The organism is Microbacterium sp. NPDC056044, from assembly GCF_042267145.1.
Classification (GTDB): domain Bacteria; phylum Actinomycetota; class Actinomycetes; order Actinomycetales; family Microbacteriaceae; genus Microbacterium.
On sequence record NZ_JBHJWZ010000001.1, the window covers coordinates 1,007,435 to 1,030,405 of the forward strand.

The 22,971-nt window shown below is 71.8% G+C and carries 20 protein-coding genes; 9 read left to right on the forward strand and 11 right to left on the reverse strand.

The annotated features are described in order from the left end of the window. The first annotated feature begins 2 nt into the window (after window positions 1–2). On the forward strand, window positions 3–767 hold the full coding sequence (locus tag ACFC1I_RS04790; protein ID WP_376006693.1) for a DedA family protein: 765 nt from the start codon (window positions 3–5) through the stop codon (window positions 765–767). A gap of 21 nt (window positions 768–788) precedes the next feature. Here the strand turns inward: ACFC1I_RS04790 and ACFC1I_RS04795 are convergent, their stop codons facing one another. Further along, the gene (locus tag ACFC1I_RS04795; protein ID WP_376006694.1) at window positions 789–1,691 is read right to left on the reverse strand and encodes a Ku protein; all 903 of its coding nucleotides are present in this window, start codon (window positions 1,689–1,691) and stop codon (window positions 789–791) included. A gap of 71 nt (window positions 1,692–1,762) precedes the next feature. Here ACFC1I_RS04795 and ACFC1I_RS04800 point away from each other — a divergent pair, with 71 nt between their 5' ends. Beyond that, window positions 1,763–4,354 (forward strand): ATP-dependent DNA ligase, encoded by a 2,592-nt coding sequence (locus ACFC1I_RS04800; RefSeq protein WP_376006695.1) that lies wholly within the window; start codon window positions 1,763–1,765, stop codon window positions 4,352–4,354. A gap of 9 nt (window positions 4,355–4,363) precedes the next feature. Here ACFC1I_RS04800 and ACFC1I_RS04805 read toward each other — a convergent pair whose 3' ends face one another. Then, the gene (locus tag ACFC1I_RS04805; protein ID WP_376006696.1) at window positions 4,364–5,275 is read right to left on the reverse strand and encodes a cation diffusion facilitator family transporter; all 912 of its coding nucleotides are present in this window, start codon (window positions 5,273–5,275) and stop codon (window positions 4,364–4,366) included. A 110-nt stretch (window positions 5,276–5,385) separates the two neighbouring features. Here ACFC1I_RS04805 and ACFC1I_RS04810 point away from each other — a divergent pair, with 110 nt between their 5' ends. Then, window positions 5,386–7,002 (forward strand): CocE/NonD family hydrolase, encoded by a 1,617-nt coding sequence (locus tag ACFC1I_RS04810; RefSeq protein WP_376006697.1) that lies wholly within the window; start codon window positions 5,386–5,388, stop codon window positions 7,000–7,002. 23 nt (window positions 7,003–7,025) lie between these two features. Here the strand turns inward: ACFC1I_RS04810 and rdgB are convergent, their stop codons facing one another. From rdgB to murI, 3 genes are read right to left on the reverse strand one after another with little or no spacing between them, the layout of a single operon-like run. Next, on the reverse strand, window positions 7,026–7,634 hold the full coding sequence (gene rdgB, locus ACFC1I_RS04815) for an RdgB/HAM1 family non-canonical purine NTP pyrophosphatase (RefSeq protein ID WP_376006698.1): 609 nt from the start codon (window positions 7,632–7,634) through the stop codon (window positions 7,026–7,028). Between the two features lie 3 nt (window positions 7,635–7,637). Beyond that, on the reverse strand, window positions 7,638–8,381 hold the full coding sequence (rph, locus tag ACFC1I_RS04820) for a ribonuclease PH (RefSeq protein ID WP_376006699.1): 744 nt from the start codon (window positions 8,379–8,381) through the stop codon (window positions 7,638–7,640). 30 nt (window positions 8,382–8,411) lie between these two features. Beyond that, window positions 8,412–9,257 (reverse strand): glutamate racemase, encoded by an 846-nt coding sequence (gene murI / locus ACFC1I_RS04825; protein WP_376006700.1) that lies wholly within the window; start codon window positions 9,255–9,257, stop codon window positions 8,412–8,414. Window positions 9,258–9,298: 41 nt separating this feature from the next. Between murI and ACFC1I_RS04830 the strand changes: the two genes are divergently transcribed. Next, window positions 9,299–10,624, forward strand: coding sequence for a nicotinate phosphoribosyltransferase (locus ACFC1I_RS04830; RefSeq protein ID WP_376006701.1), 1,326 nt, complete (start codon window positions 9,299–9,301; stop codon window positions 10,622–10,624). A gap of 18 nt (window positions 10,625–10,642) precedes the next feature. Here ACFC1I_RS04830 and ACFC1I_RS04835 read toward each other — a convergent pair whose 3' ends face one another. The 3 genes from ACFC1I_RS04835 to ACFC1I_RS04845 are packed head-to-tail and all read right to left on the reverse strand — an operon-like array spanning window position 10,643 to window position 14,086. Further along, window positions 10,643–10,909, reverse strand: a complete 267-nt coding sequence (locus ACFC1I_RS04835; RefSeq protein ID WP_163617487.1) for a DUF3039 domain-containing protein — start codon at window positions 10,907–10,909, stop codon at window positions 10,643–10,645. A 46-nt stretch (window positions 10,910–10,955) separates the two neighbouring features. Then, a complete protein-coding gene (locus ACFC1I_RS04840; protein ID WP_376006702.1) occupies window positions 10,956–12,521 on the reverse strand; it encodes a hypothetical protein in 1,566 nt (521 codons plus the stop codon). Next, the gene (locus ACFC1I_RS04845) at window positions 12,497–14,086 is read right to left on the reverse strand and encodes an ATP-binding cassette domain-containing protein (protein ID WP_376006703.1); all 1,590 of its coding nucleotides are present in this window, start codon (window positions 14,084–14,086) and stop codon (window positions 12,497–12,499) included. Before ACFC1I_RS04845 ends, ACFC1I_RS04840 begins: the two co-directional genes overlap by 25 nt. A gap of 195 nt (window positions 14,087–14,281) precedes the next feature. On the opposite strand from ACFC1I_RS04845, the gene ACFC1I_RS04850 reads away from it, so the two are divergent. The 4 genes from ACFC1I_RS04850 (at window position 14,282) to ACFC1I_RS04865 (ending at window position 17,790) form a co-directional block, all read left to right on the forward strand. Further along, complete coding sequence (locus ACFC1I_RS04850) at window positions 14,282–14,974, forward strand: NTP transferase domain-containing protein (RefSeq protein ID WP_376006704.1); 693 nt, start codon at window positions 14,282–14,284, stop codon at window positions 14,972–14,974. Between the two features lie 64 nt (window positions 14,975–15,038). Continuing rightward, window positions 15,039–15,965, forward strand: coding sequence for a hypothetical protein (locus ACFC1I_RS04855; protein WP_376006705.1), 927 nt, complete (start codon window positions 15,039–15,041; stop codon window positions 15,963–15,965). 78 nt (window positions 15,966–16,043) lie between these two features. Further along, a complete protein-coding gene (locus ACFC1I_RS04860) occupies window positions 16,044–16,280 on the forward strand; it encodes a hypothetical protein (protein WP_376006706.1) in 237 nt (78 codons plus the stop codon). Window positions 16,281–16,401: 121 nt separating this feature from the next. Beyond that, a complete protein-coding gene (locus ACFC1I_RS04865) occupies window positions 16,402–17,790 on the forward strand; it encodes a phosphotransferase (protein ID WP_376006707.1) in 1,389 nt (462 codons plus the stop codon). A 24-nt stretch (window positions 17,791–17,814) separates the two neighbouring features. On the opposite strand, the gene ACFC1I_RS04870 is transcribed toward ACFC1I_RS04865, so the two are convergent. Beyond that, window positions 17,815–19,095: a CDP-glycerol glycerophosphotransferase family protein gene (locus tag ACFC1I_RS04870; protein WP_376006708.1), complete on the reverse strand. Its 1,281-nt coding sequence runs from the start codon at window positions 19,093–19,095 to the stop codon at window positions 17,815–17,817. Window positions 19,096–19,192: 97 nt separating this feature from the next. Here ACFC1I_RS04870 and ACFC1I_RS04875 point away from each other — a divergent pair, with 97 nt between their 5' ends. After that, window positions 19,193–20,230, forward strand: a complete 1,038-nt coding sequence (locus ACFC1I_RS04875) for a glycosyltransferase family 2 protein (protein WP_376006709.1) — start codon at window positions 19,193–19,195, stop codon at window positions 20,228–20,230. Between the two features lie 16 nt (window positions 20,231–20,246). On the opposite strand, the gene ACFC1I_RS04880 is transcribed toward ACFC1I_RS04875, so the two are convergent. Both ACFC1I_RS04880 and ACFC1I_RS04885 read right to left on the reverse strand, forming a co-directional pair. Beyond that, a complete protein-coding gene (locus ACFC1I_RS04880) occupies window positions 20,247–21,698 on the reverse strand; it encodes a CDP-glycerol glycerophosphotransferase family protein (protein WP_376006710.1) in 1,452 nt (483 codons plus the stop codon). Next, on the reverse strand, window positions 21,695–22,969 hold the full coding sequence (locus ACFC1I_RS04885; protein WP_376006711.1) for a CDP-glycerol glycerophosphotransferase family protein: 1,275 nt from the start codon (window positions 22,967–22,969) through the stop codon (window positions 21,695–21,697). The genes ACFC1I_RS04880 and ACFC1I_RS04885 overlap by 4 nt, the downstream gene beginning before the upstream one ends. Window positions 22,970–22,971: the final 2 nt, after the last annotated feature.

Sequence of the window (22,971 nt, forward strand, 5' to 3'; positions counted from 1 at the left end):
TCGTGCACGCAGTTCCCACAGCTCTGATCCCGTGGCTGGATCCGGCCGCCATCATCGAATGGGCAGGCCCGTGGGCTCTCGCCGTCGTCTGCTTCATCGTGTTCGCCGAGACCGGGCTCCTCGTCGGGTTCCTGCTCCCGGGCGACACCCTCCTCGTCATCTCGGGCCTCCTGACCCACACCAGCAACATCTTCGGCGTCAACATCTGGGTGGTCTCGCTGCTCATCGGGCTCGCGGCGTTCGTCGGCGGTGAGGTCGGGTACTACATCGGCCACAAGGGCGGCCCCGCGGTCTTCGAGAAGAAGGAATCGGGGGTGTTCAGCGTCAAGAACGTCGAACGCACCAATGCCTTCTTCGAGCGCTTCGGCGGCCTGACGATCATCCTCGCGCGCTTCGTGCCGATCGTCCGCACCTTCGCCCCCGTCGCCGCGGGCGTCGGCCACATGAACAAGTGGAAGTACACGCTCTACAACTTCATCGGCGCGGTGCTGTGGGGCTTCGGCCTCACGATGTTCGGCTACCTGCTGGGCTACATCCCGCCGGTCGCGACGTTCGTCGAGAACTACATCGACCTCATCCTGCTGGTCGCCGTCGGCGGCACCGCGCTCGTCACGCTGTGGCACTACCTCCGCGAGCGCAGCAAGGCCAAGAAGGCCGCGGCCGCCGGCGAGGACGTCGTCACCGACCACGCCGAGGCCGAGGCGCTCGTTCTCGACCCCGAGGTGTTCGACCGGGGTCCCGAGCACGGCGAGGCCCCCAAGGCCTGAGCCGGGCGGAGCCTCCGTCCGTCAGGAGGCCTGCTTCTTCTTCGCCGCGGGCTTCTTCGCAGATGACTTGCGCTCCGTCTTCGCGGGGGCCGCAGCATCCGTCTTCCCTGACGAGGCCTTCGCACCGCCCTCTCGTGCCGCCCGCGACTTCTCGACGCTGGCGCGGAGCGCCGCCATGAGGTCGATGACCTCGCCGCCGGTCACTTCTTCCTCCTGTTCGCCGAAGGTCTCGGAGGTGTCGAGCGCGTCGCCCTTCTCGAGCTTCGCCTCGATGAGGGTGCGCAGCTCTTCCTGGTACTCGTCCTTGAATTCCTCGGGATCGAAGTCGCTCGAGAAGCTCTCGACGAGAGAGGCCGACAGCTCGAGCTCTTTCGCCGAGATCCGCACCGTCTCGTCGAGGGACGGGAACGCGGCCTCGCGCACCTCGTCGGCCCACAGCAGGGTCTGGAGCACGAGCACGTCGTCGCGCACGCGAAGCGCCGCGAGCCGCGTCTTCTGCCGCAGCGAGAACCGCACGATCGCGGTGCGGTCGGTCTGCTCGAGAGTCTTGCGCAACAGCACGTAGGCCTTCGGCGAGGCCGAATCGGGCTCGAGGTAGTACGCGCGGTCGAGCGTCAGGAGGTCGATCTGCTCGCTCGGCACGAACTCGACGACGTCGATCTCGCGGCTGCGCTCGGCCGGCAGCGAGTCGAGGTCCTCCTTCGTCAGGACCACCGTCTTCTCGCCGTCGTCGTACGCCTTGTCGATGTCGGAGTAGGGAACGACCTCGCCGTCGATCTCGCAGATCCGCTGGTAGCGGATGCGCCCGCCGTCCTTGTTGTGCACCTGGTGCAGCGAGACGTCGTGGTCTTCAGTCGCCGAGTACACCTTCACCGGCACGTTGACGAGCCCGAACGTCAGGGCACCCTTCCAGATCGCTCTCACCCCACCAGTGAACACCAGGGCACAGACAACCGGCCACCCCTTGCACGACGCCGCGCCGATACTCTGAGCCCATGGCGGGCGACGAGCAGCTGGTGCGCATCGGCGGCCGCCGTCTGCGCATCACGAACCTCGGAAAGGTGCTCTACCCCGAGACCGGCACCACCAAGGGCGAGGTGATCGACTACTACTCGCGCATCGCCGAGGTGCTGATCCCCCACGTCGTGGGGCGTCCCGTCACCCGCAAGCGCTGGCCGGACGGCGTCGGCACGGAGGACGACCCCGGCATGGTGTTCTTCGCGAAGGACCTCGAGCGGGGCGCGCCGTCGTGGGTGCGACGGATGCCGATCCCCCACTCCACCGGCACCAAGGAGTATCCGCTCATCGGCGACGTGCCGACGCTCGTCTACCTCGCGCAGGTCGCGAGCCTCGAGCTGCACGTGCCGCAGTGGAGGTTCGACGCGACGGGCGGTCGCGGTCCCGCCGACCGGCTGGTGCTCGACCTCGACCCCGGACCGGGTGCCGGCCTCGCCGAGTGCGCCGTGGTGGCGGGCTGGGCGCGCGAGATCCTGCTCGACATGGGGCTCGAGCCCTATCCGGTCACGAGCGGCAGCAAGGGCATCCACCTGTACGCCGCGCTGCCGCCGGGCCAGTCGACCGAGCAGGCGTCGGCGCTCGCGAACGAGCTCGCCCGCGCGATCGAGGCCGACCACCCCGAGCTCGTCGTCAGCAGCATGAAGAAGGCGCAGCGGCAGGGCAAGGTGCTCATCGACTGGAGCCAGAACAACGGGTCCAAGACGACGATCGCGCCCTACTCGCTGCGCGGGCGACCGCACCCGACTGTCGCCGCGCCGCGCACGTGGGAAGAGCTCGACGATCCGGCGCTGAGGCACCTCGAGTTCACCGAGGTGCTCGATCGCATCGAGACCATCGGCGATCCGATGGCGGCGCTCGGCTTCCACGCCGGGGGCCGCGACGCGGAGTCGGGCCCGCTGTCGGCCTACATCTCCAAGCGCAGCGCCGACCGCACCCCCGAGCCCGTGCCCGCGAACCCGCTGGGCGCCACGCCCCACGGCGAGCTGCCCCGGTTCGTCATCCAGGAGCACCACGCGACCGCCCTGCACTGGGACTTCCGCCTCGAGCACGACGGCGTGCTGGTGAGCTGGGCGGTACCGCGCGGCGTCCCCCACTCGTACAAGCGCAACAACCTCGCGATCATGACCGAGGACCACCCCATGGAGTACGCCACGTTCGAGGGGACGATCCCCGCGGGCGAGTACGGCGGCGGCACCGTGACGATCTGGGACGACGGACGCTACGACCTCGAGAAGTGGCGCGACGACGAGGTCATCGCGACGCTCGAGGGCCGCCCGGGCGGCCCCCTGGGGCGTGTGCGCCTGGCGCTCATCCGCACCGCGGGTGAGGGCGAGAAGTCGAGCTGGCTCCTGCATCGGATGAAGACGGATGCTGCGGGCCGCCCTCAGCCGGACGGCGCCGTCGTCGAGCCCAGCCCCCAGGCTGACGCCCCCCGCGGTGCCCGCGCCCCCCGCCGCCCACCTGTGCCCGAATCAGGCGATGAGGCGAAATCAGGAGGATCTGCGCCGGACCGGCCTGTTTTCGCCTCATCGCCTGATTCCGGAGCGGGGGGCCGGGCGGCGGGAGCGTCGGATTCGCCGCCCGCGGCCGGCCTCAGACCGATGCTGTCGACGAGCGCGACGCCCGCCCAGGCGCGACTCGCGGCCCGGGGGTGGGCCGACCGCGACGACGCAGACCCCTGGGTCGAGATGAAGTGGGACGGCATCCGGGCCGTCGGCGCGTGGGACGGCCGGCGCCTGAGGCTCTTCGCACGCAGCGGCAACGAGGTCACCCACCGCTACCCCGAACTGACCGCCGCCGACGCCGGCCTCGGCGATCAGCCGTGCGTCGTCGACGGCGAGCTCGTGGCCCTCGAACCCGACGGCCGGCCGAGCTTCCCGCTGCTGCAGACCCGCATGAACCTCGAGCACGCCGGCGACATCGCGCGCGTCGCGCGGCGCACACCCGTGCGCTACTACCTCTTCGACGTGCTCTCGCACGACGGCGACGACCTCGCCGGCCTGCCGCTGCGCGAACGGCGTGATGTGCTCGAGGCGGTGGCCGCGGCATCCATCGATCCGATCACCGTGCCGCCCGTCTTCGACGACGTCGACGCGGCGCTCGACACGAGCGGGCGGCTGCGGCTCGAGGGCATCGTCGTGAAGGACCCGGCCTCGCGGTATCTCCGCGGCGGCCGCTCCGAGTCCTGGCTGAAGGTCAAGAACACGCGCACGCAGGAGGTGGTGATCGCGGGCATCCGTCCCGGCAAGGGCGGCCGCAGCAGCACCTTCGGCTCGCTGCTGCTGGGCATTCCGGGTGACGAGGGCCTGCAGTACGCCGGCCGCGTGGGCAGCGGCTTCAGCGACTCGACGCTCACCGCGCTGCTGAAGCGGCTGACGCCGCTGCGCATCGACGAGAACCCGCTGGTCGGCGTGCCGGCCCTCGACGCGCGCGACGCCCTGTGGGTGCGGCCCGACCTCGTCGGCGAGGTCGAGTACGGCGAGTTCACGCCCGGGGGCATCCTGCGCCACCCGCGATGGCGGGGCCTGCGGCCCGACAAGTCCCCGTCCGAGGTGCGACGCGAGGACTGACGGCGCGCGCTATGCGTGGGCTTCGTGCTCGACGTGGCCGGCCGGCTCGAGCTGGAACGTCGAGTGCTCGACGTCGAAATGGTCGGACAGGCACGACTGCAGGGTGCTGAGGATGCCGGCGGCCCGACCGTCGCTGAGCGCGCTCCCCTCGACGACCACGTGTGCCGTGAACACCGGTGCCCCGCGCGTGAGCTGCCACACGTGCACGTCGTGCACGTCGACGACTCCGGGGGTGGCGAGGATGTGCTCGCGGATCTCGTGCACGTGCGTGCCCTGGGGCGCCGACTCGGCGAGCACCGACACGACCTCGCGCAGCAGGCCGATGGCCCGCGGGATGATCATCGCGGCGATGAACAGCGACGCGATCGCGTCGGCCTGGTACCAGCCCGTGGTGACGATGACGAGCGCGGCCACGATCACCGCCGCCGAGCCGATGAGGTCGCCGAGCACCTCGAGGTAGGCGCCGCGCACGTTGATGCTGCGCCGCTGCGCGGCGCTGAGCAGCCACATCGCCACCCCGTTGGCCACGAGTCCCACGATCGCGACGACGAGCATCAGCCCGCCCGCCACCTCGGTCTCGCCCGGGTGCAGCAGGCGTGAGATGCCCTCGAACGCCACCCACGCCGACAGCACGATGAGGATCACGCCGTTGACGAGCGCACCGAAGACCTCGGCGCGCTGATACCCGAAGGTGCGCCGGTCGTTCGCGGGCCGGGCCGCGACGGTGCTCGCGATCAGGGCGATCACCAGGGCCGCAGCATCCGTGAACATATGCGCGGCGTCGGCGAGAAGCGCCAGCGATCCCGACAGCACCGCGCCGACGATCTGCACCACCATGACGGTGGCGGTGATCGCGAGAGAGATCCCCAGCAGGCGACGGTTGCCCGCCCCGCGGATCCCGGTCGGCGCGTGATCGTGCATGACCTCAGGCTAAGCCCGGCGCCCCGCCGCGCAGCGCCGTTGCGCCCAGTCGGGAATGAGTCTGATTCTCACTGTCGGCGGGGGTGGGCGCCGCCTGATACGGTCGCGACGTGGAGCACGGCGTCGATGCAGCGACGGATCGCCCCTGGCACCGCCGCGGCGCGTTCGCCTATGCCCGCCGGCGCGTGGCGCGGGCGGTGCGTCCCCCCGTCGTCGTCACGCCGATCGGCGCCGACGTGCGGATCCGGCGCGACGTCGAGGTGCCGATGCGCGACGGCACGATTCTGCGGGCGAACGTGTACCTGCCGGCGAGCGGCGGCGCGATGCCGGCGATCCTCTGCGCGCACCCCTACGGCAAAGACGCGCTGCCCCGACGCACGGGCCGCGGCTACCGGATCAATCCGCAGTTCCGCATCCTGCGCCAGACCTCCCCGGTGCACATCTCGGACGAGACCAGCTGGGAGGCCCCGGACCCTGGCTGGTGGGTCCCGCAGGGCTACGCAGTGGTCAACCTCGACGTGCGCGGGGCCGGCCGGTCGGACGGCGTGGGTTCGCTGATGACCGACGCCGAGGCGGAGGACGTCTACGACGCGATCGAGTGGATCGCCGCGCAGGACTGGTGCGACGGCGGCGTCGCGATGCTCGGCGTGTCGTACCTGGCGATCTCGCAGTACAAGGCCGCGGCGCTGCGCCCGCCGCATCTGCGTGCGATCGTCCCCTGGGAGGGCTTCACCGACGCGTATCGCGACTTCTTCTACCCCGGCGGGGTGCGCGAGATCGGATTCTCCCGACTGTGGACCACCCTCGTCCGTCGAGGCGCGCGCATGTCCCCCGATCTGGGTCGAGAGGCCGTGGCGCGTCCTGACGATGACGCCTGGTGGCGTTCGCTGGCGCCCGACCTCAGCCGGATCGAGACCCCGATGCTCGTCTGCGGCAGCTTCTCGGACGCCAACCTGCACACCCGCGGCAGCTTCCGCGCCTTCGCCCTGGCCGGGTCGACCGACCGCCACCTGTTCACCCATCGCACCGGCAAGTGGGCGGCCTTCTACGGCGACGAGGCCAAGACGGTGCAGCACGCCTTCCTCGACACGCACCTGAAGGGCGCACCGTGGTCGCTGCCACGGGTGCGGCTGGAGGTGCGCGAGCGCGGCGATCTCGTCCATGCCGTCCGCGAGGAGGAGCGCTGGCCGCCCGAGTCCCGGCCGCTGCGGCTCCACCTCGCCGACGGTGGGCGCCTGTCGTCGGCAGCGGTCTCCGGCGGATCGGTATCGGTGGCCGCGGGAAGGCGACGCGCCGCGCGATTCTCGTGGGTCTTCGCCGCCGACACCGAGGTCACCGGCGACGCGAGCGTACGGCTGTGGGTGAGCGCGGCGGTCGCCGGGCCGGTCTCGATCTTCGTCGGGCTCTCGAAGTGGAGCGGCGGGCGCTTCGTCCCCTTCGAAGGCTCGTACGGCTTCGGCCGGGATCTCGTCACCACGGGACTTCGCCGGATCGACGCGCGCGCCACCGCCACCGAGGTCGAGATCGAGTTCGCTCCGTCAGCGACGTTCTTCCGCGCCGGCGACGAACTGCGGCTCCACGTCGCCGGTCGCCAGCTCTCGCCCCGCAATCCGCTGACCGGTGCGTTCCCCGCGCTCTACCGCTCCAGCGGGCGGGCCGGGTTCACGCTGCACTCCGAACCCGGCCGTTCCCAGGTGGTGGAGCTGCCCGTCGTGGAGCGGCGCTGATCCCCGGCGTCAGAGGTCGGAGGTCAGAGGTCCGCGAGGAGCTTCGCCAGCGCCACGAAGGCGCGGGAGCGATGGGATGCCGCGTTCTTCTCGTCGGCCGTCCACTCTCCGACCGTCCGCTCGGCGCCCGTCTCCTGCCCGTCGGGCACGAAGATCGGGTCGTACCCGAAGCCGCCCGTGCCCGCCGGAGCCGCCGCGAGGCGCCCGGGCCAGACGCCCTCAACCACGTGCTCGACAGCCTCCCCGTCGGCCGCCGGCACGACGAGTGCGATCGTCGAGACGAACTGCGCTGTGCGGTGCGGATCGGCGATGTCGGAGAGCTGGTCGAGCAGCAGGTTCAGGTTGGCCACGGCATCCTTCGCGTGCCCGGCCCAGTATGCCGAGAAGACGCCGGGCGACCCGCCGAGCACGTCCACGCACACGCCCGAGTCGTCGGCGAGCGCCGGCAGCCCGGTGTGCGCGGCGGCCGCCCGCGCCTTGATGAGTGCGTTGTCGGCGAAGGTCACGCCGTCCTCGACGGGCTCGGGGCCGTCGTACCCGACGACCTCGAGGTCAGGACGCGTCGCCGCGACGATCGCCTGGAACTCCTCGACCTTGTGCGGGTTGTGGGTCGCGAGGACGATCCGGGGCATCCGTCACTCCCCCGCGGGCTGCAGTGCGGCCAGCTGGTGCGTGCGCAGGTCGGCGCAGCCGTTCACGCCGAGCTCGAGCAGGGCATCGAGCTCACGCTTGTCGAACGGCGCACCCTCGGCGGTGCCCTGCACCTCGACGAAGAGGCCCCGGCCGGTGACGACGACGTTCATGTCGGTCTCGGCGCGCACATCCTCTACGTACGCGAGGTCGAGCATGGGCTCACCGTCGATGATGCCGACCGACACCGCGGCGACCGAGTCGAACAGCACCTGCGACTTCTGGCCGATGAACTTCTTGCGGCGACCCCACTCGATCGCGTCGGCGAGGGCGACGTAGGCGCCGGTGATGGCCGCCGTGCGCGTGCCGCCGTCGGCCTGCAGCACATCGCAGTCGATGACGATGGTGTTCTCACCGAGCGCCTTCGTGTCGATCACCGCGCGGAGTGCCCGGCCGATGAGGCGCGAGATCTCGTGCGTGCGGCCGCCGATCTTGCCCTTGACGCTCTCGCGGTCGTTGCGCTCGTTGGTCGCGCGCGGCAGCATCGCGTACTCGGCCGTGACCCAGCCCTTGCCCTTGCCGGTCAGCCAGCGCGGCACACCGTTCGTGAACGACGCCGTGCACAGCACCTTGGTGTTGCCGAACGAGATGAGCGCCGACCCCTCCGCCTGACTCGACCAGCCCCGCTCGATCGTGATGGGGCGCAGCTGGTCGACGGAACGGCCGTCGGCACGGGTGATGTCGGTCATGCGGTTCTCCTCCGGAGGGGGACGGATGCCTCAGCCGAGGCGGCGGGCGGGGTTCGAGGCGTGGGGAAGGTCGATCGCGCCGGTCTGCACGAGGCGCACCGCGGTGACCTCCCGGCCCATCAGGCGGTGCGCGAGGCGCAGGAACTCGTCGGCCGACGCGCCGGTGGCCTCGTAGACGTGGCGGGCCTCGGCGTCCGGGCCGGCGAGGAGGTCACGCGACACCAGCTGACGGTAGACGTCCTTCGCGGTCTCGCTGTCGCTCGACACCAGGCTCACGTCGGGGCCCATCACATAGCTGATCGCTCCCTCGAGGAACGGGTAGTGCGTGCAGCCGAGCACCAGTGTGTCGACGTCGGCGGCCCGCAGCGGCGCGAGGTACTCCTCGGCGACGGCGAGCACCTCGGGCGAACCGGTGACACCCGCTTCGACGAACTCGACGAAGCGCGGGCACGCCTGCGCGAACACCGTGAGGCGCTCGTTGACCCCGAGCATGTCCTGGTAGGCGCCGGAGCTGATCGTGCCGGCCGTGCCGATCACGCCGACGCGGCCGTTGCGCGTGGTCGACATCGCGGTGCGCACCGCGGGGTTGATGACCTCGACCACCGGCACGTCGTAGCGCTCGCGGGCGTCGCGCAGCATGGCCGCCGAGGCGGTGTTGCACGCGATCACGAGCATCTTCACGCCCTGGGCGACGAGGTCGTCGAGCACCTCGAGCGCGTAGCGGCGGACGTCGGCGATCGGCTTCGGCCCGTAGGGCGAGCGCGCGGTGTCGCCGATGTACAGGATCGACTCCTGCGGCAGCAGAGACGAGACGGCGCGTGCGACGGTGAGCCCGCCGACCCCGGAGTCGAAGATTCCGATCGGCGCGTCGTTCACGAGAATCCACCCTACGCCAGCGTGTCACTAGGCTGACCCGCATGGCCGCCTCGACCGCACTGCTGACGGACCGCTACGAGCTCACGATGCTCGACGCCGCACTCCGCGACGGCACCGCCCACCGCCGATGCGTGTTCGAGCTGTTCGGCCGGCGCCTGCCCGGCGCGCGCCGCTTCGGCGTCGTCGCCGGCACGGGCCGGCTGCTGTCGCTCATCCGCGACTTCCGCTTCGGCGACGACGAGCTGCGCTTCCTCCGTGACGAGAAGGTGGTGGATGCTGCGACCCTCGACTTCCTCGCGGGCTACCGGTTCAGCGGCTCGGTGACCGGCTACCGCGAAGGCGAGCTCTACTTCCCGGGTTCTCCCATCCTCACGATCGAGGGGACCTTCGCCGAGGCCGTCGTCCTCGAGACCCTCGCGCTGAGCGTGCTCAACCACGACTCCGCGATCGCGACCGCCGCCGCCCGCATGAGCATCGCCGCCGGCGACCGGCCCCTGGCGGAGATGGGTTCGCGACGCGCCGCCGAGTGGTCGGCGGTCGCCGCGGCACGCGCCGCGTACATCACCGGCTTCAGCGCCACCTCGAACCTCGAGGCCGGGCGTCGCTGGGGCATCCCCACGATGGGCACGGCCGCGCACGCGTGGACCCTGCTGCACGACACAGAAGAGGACGCGTTCCGCGCGCAGATCGAGGCGCTCGGCGTCGGCACGACGCTCCTCGTCGACACCTATGACATCCGTGAGGGCGTCGAGACGGCCATCCGCGTCGCGGGCACCGGTCTCGGCGGCGTCCGCATCGACTCGGGCGACCTCCCGACCGTGGCGGCCGAGGTCCGCGCCCAGCTCGACGGGCTCGGCGCCGCCGGCACTCGGATCACGGTGACGAGCGACCTCGACGAGTACGCGATCGCGGCTCTCGCGGCATCACCCGTCGACTCTTACGGCGTCGGCACGTCGGTGGTCACGGGCTCGGGAACACCGACCGCCGGCATGGTCTACAAGCTGGTCGCCCGCCAGGGCTCCGACGGCGGCTGGGTCGGCGTGGCGAAGGCGTCGACAGACAAGGCCTCCAAGGGCGGCCGCAAGGCGGCGTTCCGCACGCTCGACGCGGGCACCGCGACGAGCGAGCTCATCGTCGTCTCCGACGGCTTCGAGGCGCTGGACACCGCATCGGCGCACCCGGACTCCCGCGCGCTGCAGGTTCCGCTGGTGGTCGACGGAGCGCCCGATGCCGCCTACGAAGGTGCCGCAGGCGTCGAAGCCGCGCGGGCGCACCACGCGCGGGTGCGGGAGGAACTCCCGGTGCGGGGGCTCGCGCTCAGCCGGTCCGACCCGGCGATCCCGACGGTCTACGCCGACGCCGAGTGACCGCGGCCGGCGGCGGGGTCAGGCGCCCAGCGACTCGTAGATCTCTTTGCAGGTCGGGCACACCGGGAACTTCTCCGGGTCACGGCCCGGGGTCCACTTCTTGCCGCAGAGGGCGCGCACCGGCTTGCCGGTGATGGCGGACTCGAGGATCTTGTCCTTCTTCACGTAGTGCGAGAACCGCTCGTGGTCACCCGGCTCGATGTTCTCTTCTTTGAGGAGCTCTTCGAGCTCGCGATCGAGGGTCGCGATACCGCCCTGGTCGGGGCTGTCCAGCGGGGTGCTCATGGTCTGCCAGTGTAGTCGGGGCGGACCGGGATGGGGCGCCCGCGAGTCAGGTGGACTCGGCGAACTCCATCAGCCGCCCGCCGCGACGCTCGAACGCGGCGGCTCCGATGCCGATGCCGACGACCAGCACACCGAGCCCGATCACCAGGCCTCCCCACAGCGCCGTGTTGGCAGCATCCGTGTCTCCTCGCAGAGCGAGCCAGCCGCACCACAGCACGGGTGCCGACACGAGGAGAGCTCCGGCCATGACGCTGCCCTGCGCGATCGCGCCGCTCGCGCTGGTGCGCTGCGGCTGCTGGAACGGGCTCTCGCCCGGCCGCGAGACCGCGTAGGGCGCGACCGCCGACGAGATGCTCGAGAAACCGAGACCCGACAGGAACAGTGCCGCGCAGACGCCGGTGAGCGCCGGCAGGATCGCCCAGCGCCCGTGCAGCAGAGTCGCCACCGGGATCGCGAGGGCGAGCAGCGGGACGCCGACCAGGAGCACGGGAACGAGCCGGCCGAGCCGGTCCGAGACGCCGCGCACGCCGCTCGCGATATGCATCCAGATCGCCGTGGAGTCGTAGGCGAGGTCGTCGTGCGGCAGCCAGCCGAGGAACAGCGCCGCGAAGGGGACGGGCACGAGGGCCACGAGCTCGGGCGGGACGCCCGCGATGAGCAGCGGCACCACCGTGATCAGGGCGGCGAACGGGATCACGAGGGCGTTCACGACGTAGCGCCGGTCGCCGAACCAGTAGACGAGGCTGCGCGCCGCGATCGCCCCTCCGGGCGTGCCCGGCGCGACGCCGAACCAGCCGAGGCCCCCACGCTCACGCCCGGTGCCGGGACGCTCGGTCGTGGTGAGCAGCCGCCGGACCGCCCACATCCAGAGCATGCCCAGCAGCACGACGGTGCCGACCGCGATCAGCGCCGACAGCCACGCGTCCCCGCCCGTGATGACCATGCCGGGCAGCGCCCACGCGGCGCCGAACGGGGTGAGGGCCAGCCAGTCCACGGCCTCGAGCAGCTGCGGAGGCACGCTCCCCTCCCACTCGAGCGAGGCGAGGAAGACGCCGACCGGCACCACGACCACGAGCACCACGAGCACGAACACGCCCGAGAGCTCGCGCGAGCGCCGGTCGCGCAGGAACAGCGACGCCAGCGCCATGCAGACGCGGGCGAGCAGGACGCACGTCAGCACCCCGAGCACGACGCTCGCGACACCGACGACCGCGGCCACGCCGTGATCCGCCCACACGATGGCGGAGCACACCGCCACGGCGACGAGTACCAGGATCGGCACGCTGAGGAAGCCCGCGACCGCGAGCACGAGCGCGAGGCTCCCGCGCGGAAGACCGAACAGCGCGAACCGCCGAGGGTCCAGCGGGTCTTCGACGGAGCCGAACAGCGGCGCGAGCGCGAAGCCGAGGGTCACGGCGGAGCCGCAGAGCACGGTGACGGCGAGCACCTCCTCGGTCGACGCGTCCTGCAGCGTCAGAAGTGCCCAGCAGGCGGCGGCGGTGGCGGCCACGAGGATCACCAGTCCGGTGACCACGCGCGCGACATGCCCCGCGTGACCGCGGAACGTGCCGAGCAGGAGCGCGAGCCTCAGTCGGAGAATGTGTGCAGCCACTCGAGGCCCTCCACGTCGCTGAGCCCTCCGGCCAGCTCGACGAAGCGCTGCTCGAGCGTCAACTCGCCGCGCACCTCGTCGACGGTGCCCTCCGCGAGCACCTGGCCGGCCACGATGACCGCGACGCGCGTGCAGACGCGCTCGACGAGGTCCATGCCGTGACTGGAGAGGATCACCGTGCCGCCGTGGGCGACGTAGGTGGAGAGGATGTCGAGGATGATCGCGCTCGAGACCGGGTCGACCGCCTCGAACGGCTCATCGAGCACGAGGAGCCGCGGCGAGTGGATCAGCGCTCCGGCGAGCATGACCTTCTTGAGCATGCCGGCCGAGTAGTCCGAGACGCTGCGGCCGAGGGCGTCTTCGAGATCGAACGCGCGCGCCAGGTCGGCGGTGCGGCTCTCGACGACGGCGGGCGGAAGCTTGCGCAGCACTCCGTAGTAATAGAGGAGCTGCCGGCCGGTCAGCCGGTCGAACGTGCGCAGGCGGTCGGGCAGCACCCCCATCAGCTTCTTGGCGGCGAGGGGCTTGGCCGCAGCATCCACCCCTCCGACCTCGATCGTGCCGCGATCCGGCTCGAGCAGACCCGCGATCATCGACAGCGTGGTCGTCTTACCGGCGCCGTTCGGCCCGACGAGGCCGTAGAACGTGCCCGCCGGGATCGTGAGGTCGATGCCGTCGACGGCGTGGGTGCTGCCGAAGCGCTTGGTGACGCCGCGGAGGACGAGGGCGTTCCCGGATGCAGCGACCGCGGGTGCCGCCGCATCGAGCGCGACCGCTGCGGCCAGCGCCTCCGGGTCGATGGTCGTCACGGGCTCGGCCACGGGCTTCAGGTCGGCCGGCTCGGCGGGCGCCTCGGCGATCGCGACCGGGGACTCGGCGGAGGGCTCGACCGCGGGCGTGGGCTCGACGACCCCCGCGGGCTCGGCCACGGGCGCGGACTCGACCACGGGCTCAGCATCGACCACCGCCGCGGTTTCGGCAAGAGTCGCGGTTTCGGCGTCCGGCTCGTGCTCGTCGGAGGCGGCCGGCTCGGCGGCGAGCTCAGACTCGGGCTCAGGCTCGGCGGCGACCTCCGGCTCGGGCTCGGCCGCGCGCTCGGGATCCGGCTCGGTGGTGGGTTCGGCTGCGATCGATTCCTCGGGCTCGATCGCGACTGCTGCGCCGTCGGCCTGGTCGTCGGCGGGCGCCGAGTCTTCGATCGGCGCCTGTTCGGCAGCATCCGTCTGCGCAGCCTCGTCGGCGGCCGGAAGCGGCGGGCGCGGCGGAACGACGATGGCCGCGGCGGCGCTCGCCGCGAGTTCGAGGTCGCTCGGGAGGGGCGGCGGCGGCCCCGGATCGGGAACGGGCGCCGGCTTCGGCTTCGCCTTGGAGGCGGCCGGCGTGCGCTTCTTGCGCGGCGCGGCTGCGGGCTTCGAACCGTCGTCGGTGCGCGGCTTGCGCGGCGGGCGGCGGGGCTTGTCGGGAGCCGGTGGGACCGTATCGGCGAGGCGTACGACGCGCGCGCTGGAGTGACGGTCCGGCTCTTCCGGATCGATGTCATTCGGCACCGGGAGGGAGGCTGTCACTGAACCAACGTATCAAGCGGGCCTGATCGCGGCCGAGTTCGTCTCGCCGCGTCGCGGCATTCGCGTTATGTCACAAATCGGCAACGGGAGCCGCCCATTATGCGCCTTCCCAGCCCTCATCGCTACCATGGTCGAGGCACGAAGGGGTGTCGCGCCGGTGAACCGGCAGTGAATCACGCACTTCAGGAGCAGATTTTGATCCTTCAGACCGTCATCCTCGCAGCCGGAATGGGCTCGCGTCTCGGCCGCAGCCTGCCCAAGCCCCTCACCGAGCTGGGCGACGGCCGCAGCATCATGCAGCAGCAGCACGACAACATCCGTGCCGCGTTCGGCCGCGAAGCCAAGATCACCACCGTCGTCGGCTACCGCGCCGAGACCATCGTCGAGGCGTTCCCCGACGTCGACTACGTCTACAACGACCGCTACGACCAGACCAACACCTCCAAGAGCCTGCTCCGCGCCCTGTCGAAGACGGGCAGGGGCGGCGTGCTCTGGATGAACGGCGACGTCGTCTTCGACCCGCGCGTGCTCGGCCGTGCGATCGACCTCATCGAGCGCGACCAGTCGTTCGTCACGGTCAACACGTCCAAGGTGAGCGACGAAGAGGTCAAGTACACCGTCACGTCGGAGGGCTTCATCGACGAGCTCTCGAAGACCGTCAAGGGCGGCATCGGCGAGGCCGTCGGCATCAACTACATCTCGAGCCGCGACAAGAAGGCGTTCATGCGCCACCTGACGCGCGTCGACGACCAGGACTACTTCGAGCGCGGCCTCGAGCTCGCGATCGCCGAGGACGGCGTGCTGCTCGAGCCGCTCGACATCTCGGACCTGTACGCGGTCGAGGTGGACTTCGCCGAGGACCTCGAGCGCGCCAACCTCTTCGTCTGACCGATCGCGCCGAGGCTGTCAACCCCGGGCCTGCGTTCAGGCCGGGCCGCATAGACTCGGCGCGATGGCCGACAAGGTGCACCAGATCCACTCCCTCCCCGGCGACGCGCCGTGGCAGGGAGGTCTGCCGCCCACCGGGTCCGAGGAGCACCCCTTCACGATCCGCGCGCTCGACCGCGTGCTCGCCATCCAGCGGCCGGTCGTGCTCGCGCATCTGCGCAGCATCCGCCTGCGCCATCCGGACTCCTCCCCCGCGGACATCGTCCGCATCCTCGAGCGGCGCTATCTCGCAGCGGTGACGACCGGCGGCGCGGCCGTCGGTGCGACGGCCGTCGTTCCCGGGATCGGAACGGGCGTGACGCTGGCGCTCAGCGGCGTCGAGACGGTGGCCTTCCTCGAGGCGACCACGCTCTTCGCGCAGTCGGTCGCCGAGGTGCATGGCATCCCGGTGTCGGATCCCGACCGGGCGCGCGCCCTGGTGCTGACCCTCATGCTCGGCAAGGAGGGCGTCGACCTCGTCGCCCAGCTCGCAGGCCAGGCCGCCGGGCGCGGTCCCTCCCGCTCGGGCTATTGGGGCGAGCTGATCACGAAGTCGCTCCCCCGCGCCGCCGTCGGCCCCCTCGTGGACCGGCTCAAGACGACCTTCATCCGCCAGTTCGCCGCGCGCGGCGGCGCGTCATGGATCGGCAAGGCGTTGCCTTTCGGCATCGGCGCCGCCATCGGCGGCGCGGGCAACAACATCCTGGGCCGACGCGTGCTCACCGGTTCGCGCCGCGCGTTCGGCGTGCCTCCCGCGCTCCTGCCCGCCGAACTCGAACCGCGCCCGGGCGCCGACCGCATCGAACGGCTCGCGGGTCGCGGCATCCGTCGCGCCGGAGAAGCGGTCGTCGGCGGTGTCGCCCGCGGCGCGTCGGGCGCGCGGCGCATCACGGCCCGGGTGATCCGGCGCACGCCGGACGCCATCGAGGCACCGCCTCCCACCCAGGACTGACGCCGGTTCTGGAGCCCTGCCGGCGGCCGTGTTCGCGACCCGGCCCCTCGGACGCGTCGCCGGGGTGACAATGGCGGTATGGGTCTGTTCAGCAAACTTCCGGAAGAGCCCACCGAGTGGGCGGGGCTGCCGTCGGAACCGACGCGTGCCGAGACGCAGGCCGAACGATTGTCGGACGCCGCCTCCGTGGATCTCGGCGGACTGGGACTCGGCGACCTCGCGGGCGGCGGCGGAGGCGCCGTCGAGTCGATCGTCATCCCGGTGGCTCCGGTCATCGAGATCGTGCAGTCGCAGGAGTCCGGCGAGGACGAGTAGGAGACCGCTCCTCCCAAGGAGCGATCCTCGGTGAACGCTCGCCCGCAGAACGACGCCCGGTACTGCAAGCGCTTGCAACACCTATCGACACGCATTGCGTGACGGGCATACGCTCGCAGGTATGGACAGCACGTTGGCGTGCCTTGCGGCGTGGATGCCGCGGCAGCGGTGGTACGCCGCGAAAGGGCGTCCGCCCAGCCTGCGGCTGCTCTCGTGGTGGGATCTGCCCGTCGATTCCGGCGACGCCGAAGACCTGGATGCCGGCGCGCGCATCCGCACGTTCCTGGTCGCCGACGAGGGGGCACTGCCCGCCGTGCTGTACCAGATCCCCGTCGTCGAGCGGGCCACCGAGACCGTCGACGCCGAACCCGACCACGTCATCGGCACCCCGGTGCCGGGCACGACCTTCATCGACGGCCCCTTCGATCCCGCCTACGCGCAGGCGCTGCTGCGCCTGATCTCGCTCGGCGGCACCGCACGGGGTCCGCAGACCACGGCGATCGGGCGAGCGGCGCCGACCGGCAGCGCGCCCGCCCGCGCCACGTCACGCGTGATCACGGGAGAGCAGTCGAACACGTCGCTCATCTACGAGGGCGACGGCGCTCCCGTGATCTGCAAGGTCTACCGCCAGCTGCACGCGGGCCTCAACCCCGACATCGAGCTTCAAGAGGCACTTGCCGGCGCCGGATCGCCGCATGTGCCACGCCCCATCGGCTCGATCGAGGGCACGTGGCCCGACCTCGCCACCGCCCACGGCACGGTGCGGGGCTCGCTCGCGTGCGCACAGGAGTTCCTGCCGGGTGTCGAGGACGCGTGGCGCGTCGCGCTCCAGGCCGCCGCCAGAGGCGACGACTTCCGCGATGCGGCGCACGCGCTCGGCGCCGCGACGGCCGAGGTCCATCTCGCCCTCGCCGAGTGCTTCCCGACACGCAGCGCGACCGCCGCCGACCGCGAGGCCACGGCCGCCACGTGGGAGCGGCGGTTCGCGATCGCGATGGCGGAGGTTCCCGAGATCGCCGGACAGCGGGATGCCGCGGCGGCGGTGTACCGCCGGGCGCTCGAGGTGCCGTGGCCGCCGCTGCAGCGGATCCACGGCGACTTCCACCTCGGGCAGGTGCTGCACTCCCCCGACCGGGGGTGGATCATGGTCGACTTCGAAGGCGAGCCGCTGCGCCCCATGGCGGAGCGCACGCAGCCGGACCTGCCGCTGCGTGATGTGGCGGGCATGCTCCGCTCCTTCGACTACGTCGCGGGGTCGCTGCGCCTCGACGATCCCGATCGCTCCGCCGACGCGGTGCGCACGTGGGCGCGCGAGGCCCGCCGAGCGTTCGTAGAGGGGTACGCCGCGTCTGCGGGCGGGCTCGACCCGCGGCATCCGCTCCTCGCCGCGCTCGAACTCGACAAGGCGGTGTACGAGGCGATCTACGAGGCCCGCAACCGGCCGACGTGGGTGGCGATCCCGCTGCGGGCGATCGCGCGGCTCGTCGAGCGCCCCGCCCCGGTGGCCTGACGCCGCCGACGCCGCCTTGCGGGCTCAGCTCTCGTCGTCGAGCTCCGCCTCGTCTTCGGGCTCGTCGTCCTCGGTATCGGCGACCGAACGCGCGTACCAGGAGTCCCAGTCGTCCATGAGCCGTTGCACCGCGCCGTGGAACCGCGCGGTCGCGGCCCCCGGAGCGGTGTCGCCGAAGTAGTGGGTGACCCATTCCTCGAGCCGTGCGACGGCTTCGGGGTCGCCCAGCACGCGCTCGGTCTGGGCGACGATGTCGGCGGCGTCCTCCGTGGCCAGCCACTCGCAGGCCGACAGGTAGCCGTGCGTGTCGATCGCGGCAGCGGGGTCGGCCGGACGCGTGATCATGAGCGGCTTGTCGGCAGCCAGCCGGTCGTAGACCATGGCGGAGATGTCGACGATCGCGACGTCGGCGGCGGAGAGCTGCCAGCCCAGCTCCGGCCCGTCGTCGAAGACGTGGCGGGCCGAGGGGTCGGCCGTGTTCGCGGCGGAGAGAGCCGCGATGATGCGTTTGTTCGCGGCGCCGTACTCGTGATTCACGACGCCGGAGCGCGGGTGGGGCCGGTAGATCACGCGGTGACGGCCCGTGGCCAGCAGTGCGCCCACGAGCGCCTCGCCGTGCGTCGCGATCGAGCCGTAGTGCGCCGACGGACGGTCGCCCTCCCACGTGGGCGCGTAGAGCACCACGGTCCGCTCGTCGGGCGTGTACGGCAGCGTGCCGGAATAGTGGTCGGCCTGCGGCCGGCCGATCTCGATCGTGCGGCGCTCGATGTCGTAGTCCCACAGCACACGCGTCAGCCGCTCGCGCGCGGCGTCGCCCGCGATCATCGCGTAGTCGTACGCCTTGTACTGGTTCGTGGTCATGTACATCTTGTCGGACTCGCCGTGGTTGATGAACACGTGCCAGCGGCGGCCGTAGCGGAACATCTGGAAGTTGCGCGTGTTCTGGTTCACGTACAGCACGACGCGGATGTCCTGCTTGGCGATGAACCGCTCGAGGTCGCGCACCGTCGGCACGAAGGCGACCGGGAGCGCGTCGTCGTGGAGCAGCGCCTCGGCTCCGGTGGCGCTGCGGCTCAGCACGACGACCGGCCAGGTCTTGGCGAGGTCCGCGAGCGGCTTGTACCACTGGCGCATCTGGTACATGTTGACCGCGCCGTCGGCGAAGTAGACGGCCACGCGGTACTGGAACGGCGGATGCTTCGGCCTCGCCGCGAGCGTGCGCCGCACGTCGATCACGGCCGAACGATTGCGCACCGCCTTGCGGACGAGCGCGACCGCCTTCTTTCCATCCGAGACCAGACCCACTCACCCAGCCTACCCAGGGCTCACGTGACATGATCGACGGGTGCATGTCGAGCAACACGGGCGAAGGGACGCTCCGGTCCCTCCCCCCGGTTCCGGCGTGAGCTTCGTGATGCCGGTGCTCAATGAGCGCGACTACCTGGAGCGCGCGGTCGAGACCGTGCTCGCGCAGGATGTCCCCGGCCCCACCGAGCTGATCCTCGCCCTCGGCCCCTCGACCGACGGCACGAGCGCGCTGGCCGCTGAGCTCGCCGCCCGCGACGACCGCATCGTGCTCGTCGAGAACCCCGGCGCCGACATCCCCATCGGCCTCAACCTCGCGATCCGCGCCGCGCGCCACCCCACCGTGGTGCGCGTGGACGCGCACTCCGAGCTCGACCCGACATACGCCCGGCGGGCGCTGGCGACCCTCGACCGCCTGCGCGCCGCGAACGTGGGCGGCGTGATGCGCGCGGACGGCCGCACGCCGTTCCAGCGGGCCGTCGCCCGCGCGTACAACTCCCCCATCGGCCTCGGCGGCGGCGCGTATCACGGCGGCACGCAGGAGGGCGAGGCCGAGTCGGCCTACCTCGGTGTCATGCGCCGCGAGGTGCTCGAAGAGATCGGGCTGTTCGACGAGAGCATCCGCCGAGGCGAGGACTGGGAGCTCAACCTCCGCATCCGGCGCGCCGGCTACCGCGTCTGGTTCGACCCCGCTCTCGCCGTCACCTACTGGCCTCGAGAGAGCTGGGCGCGGCTGGTCCGTCAGTTCTCGGCGACGGGTCGCTGGCGCGGTGAACTCGTCCGCCGGTTCGGCCGCGGCAACTCGCTCCGCTTCTTCGCCCCGCCGGCGCTCGTGGTGACGATCCTCGTCGCCCTCGTCGTCGGCGTGCTGCAGCTCACCGGGGTTCTGCAGGGATGGTGGTCGGTGGCAGCATCCGTCGTCTATCTTCCCGTGCTCGCCTACGCGCTCCTCATCGTCGCCGTGGCGATCGGGCCCGGCGGGGGCCGCGGCTGGCGCGACAAGCTGTGGACGGCCGCCGTGCTTCCCTCGATGCACCTCGCGTGGGGCTGGGGATTCCTCCTCGGGGTGGTCGGCGGTGCCCACGACACCGTCGACACGTCGCGTCTCGGCAGCCGCAACACGCCCCTGCCCTGACGAGCGGAGCCCGTCGTCAGGCCTCGATGAAGCCCTGGTCGAGGATCCGCGCGACCACCCGCTCGGCGGCGTGCCCGTCGTCGCGCGCGTTGAACTTGTCGCGCCACTCGGCGTACCGCCCCGCGTACGTCGCCGTGTCGTCGGCGGCGAGCGCGGCCACCAGTTCGTCCTGCGTACGCACCATGGGCCCCGGCGCATGCTCGGCGAGGTCGAAGTAGAACCCCCGCAGCTCGCCGCGGTAGTGCTCCATGTCGGGCACGAGGAAGTACATCGGCTTGCCGGTCACCGAGTAATCGAACATCACTGACGAGTAGTCGGTGATGAGCGCGTCGGCGACGAGCAGCAGCAGCGACGTGTCGGGGAAGCCGGTGACGTCGATGACGCGCGGTCCCTCGGCGTCACGTCCGGGCAGCAGCGTGCGCGAGTGCCCGCGCACCAGGACCACGGCGTCGGTCGCGGCGGCGAGCGAGACCGGGTCGATGAAGTCCACGATCTGGTCGCGGTCGTCGCGCCACGTCGGCGCGTACAGCAGCACCCGCTCGCCCGGGCGGATGCCGAGGGCCTCGCGCGTCGCCGTGCCGTCGCCGGTGGTGAGCACGTCGTTGCGGGGATACCCCTCGACCCAGATCGGACGGGTCAGGAACGCATACGCCTTGCCGAGGATGCGCGCGGCGTACGGGTTCTGCGCGAGCAGGACGTTCCATCGCAGCGACTCGCGGGCGACCGCGGCCATGCGGCGCGGGTCGAAGCCGGGGCGATGGAGCGCGAGGCGCTTGAGGGGCGTGCCGTGCCAGGTCTGCAGGACGACCTGGCCCTTGCGGCGCGCGAACCGCCGACGCAGCCAGTCATTCACGACGAGCAGCCGCGCCGCGCCCCGGGCGCGCCACCACTCGGGGCTTCCTTCGACCACCGGGATCGCCCCGTCGGGCACGGCGACCGACAGATCGACGACGCTCCAGTAGCGCGTGACGCCGGGAGCGCGGCGGGCGAGCTCGCGGTCGATCGCGAGCGGGTTGCAGCTGGCGTTGCGCCCGTAGAAGCTCTCGAAGAACACCGCGTTCTCGAACCCGGTCGCGGGCCGGGTCGCGTAGCGGCGCTCGAGCGCGTCCTGTCCCTCGCCCGAGTCGTAGGCCGGGTCGATCGGGGGGCCGATGCGCAGGGTCCATCCCTCCAGGCTCGCGCGGAGCGTCCCGAGCTGCGTGAGCGGCAGGGCTTCGGGGGGACGGATGCCTCGGCCCGAGGCATCCGCGATCCGCACCTCGTACGAGCCGGCCGGCAGCGGCAGCTCCGGTCCGCCCCAGCGGCCGGCTCGCAGCGGCAGCGTCGCCGTCCACGTCTTGCCGCGGCCGGTGAGCCGTGCGGCGACGCGAGCGCGGGCACCGACGATCTCGACGGAATCGGGCCGCTCCCCCGAGCCCGCGAGCACGAGAGCGGGGCTCCCCTCCGTCGTGAAGCGCGCGTCGGTCATCCGGATCCTTCCCTCGGGCGGTCGTCGACCGTTCCGGCCAGAATCGCACGGTACACCCTCTCGGCGTTGCGCCCGTCGCGGAACGCGTGCACCCGCGCGTCGAGCGCGACGGCCCGTGCGACGCGGCGCGCACGCTCGTCGTCGGAGCCGAGCACGGCGTCCAGCTGGGCCGCCGCCTGCGTCCAGTCGATCGCCCAGTCGTCGCCGGCGACGTCGGCATAGGTGCCGTAGAAGCCGCGCCGGCGCGCGTACTCCTCGACGTCGGGCGCGAGGAACAGCGTGGGCAGCGGCACGAGAGAGGCGTCGAACGCGAGCGACGAGTAGTCCGTCACGACGGCGTCGAGGCCCGGCAGGAGGGGCGTCACGTCGGCGACGAGGTCGCTGCCGAGCGAGTGCACGCTGTCGGTCGGGAACGGCGGGGCGTAGTCCCCGGTGCCGAGCGGGTGCGAGCGCACCAGGAGCGTCGCGCCGTGGCGCCGGAGCACCTCGACGATCTGCGACCACTCCTCGGCGTCCGGCACTGCGGGGTCGATCGCGCCGTCGCGCCACGTCGGCGCGTAGAGCACGAAGCGGCTCGACGGATCGGCCCGCGGCACGACGCGGCCGATCGCGGCGCGGGCCGCGACGCGGCGATCGTCGGCGGCGCCGCGCGAGAGCACGTCGACGCGAGGCTCGCCGGTCACCGGCACGCTCGTGTCGGGGAGCGCGAAAGCGGATTCGAGGCGGCCGCGTACGAGGTGCGAGGCGGCCGGGAGCACCCGGATGCGGCGGGCTGCGCCCCGGTACATCGTGCGCAGGAGCGCCCGCACGGCGCCGGCGGCGGGGGTCGACGCGACGAAGCCCGGCAGCCGCAGCGTCTCGGGAGAGTCCACCCCGATCCGCTTGAGCGGGATGCCGTGCCACAGCTGCACGACGAAGGCGCCCGACACCGCATAGCGGTTGACGTCGCCGAACCCGTGCGTCACGACCACCACCCGGGCGCGCGCGGTGCGCCAGAGGCCCTGCAGCGAACGCTTCGGCACGGAACGGATGCCGCGGGCCGCAGCATCCGCCGCCTCCGTCGCCGAGGCGACCAGCCATACCGGGCTGCGCCCGTCGGCGGCGGCCGCCTCCCACAGGGCGAGCGCGCCGTCGCCGATGCCGACCGCGCAGCCGATGACCCACTCGTCGCGGGAGCGCGGCACCAGGAGCGTGAGCAGGCGCCCGGCGGTGTACAGCGGGATCGTCGCGAGCTTTCGGGCATTCCCCGCGCCGAACGAGAAGGACGCCATTC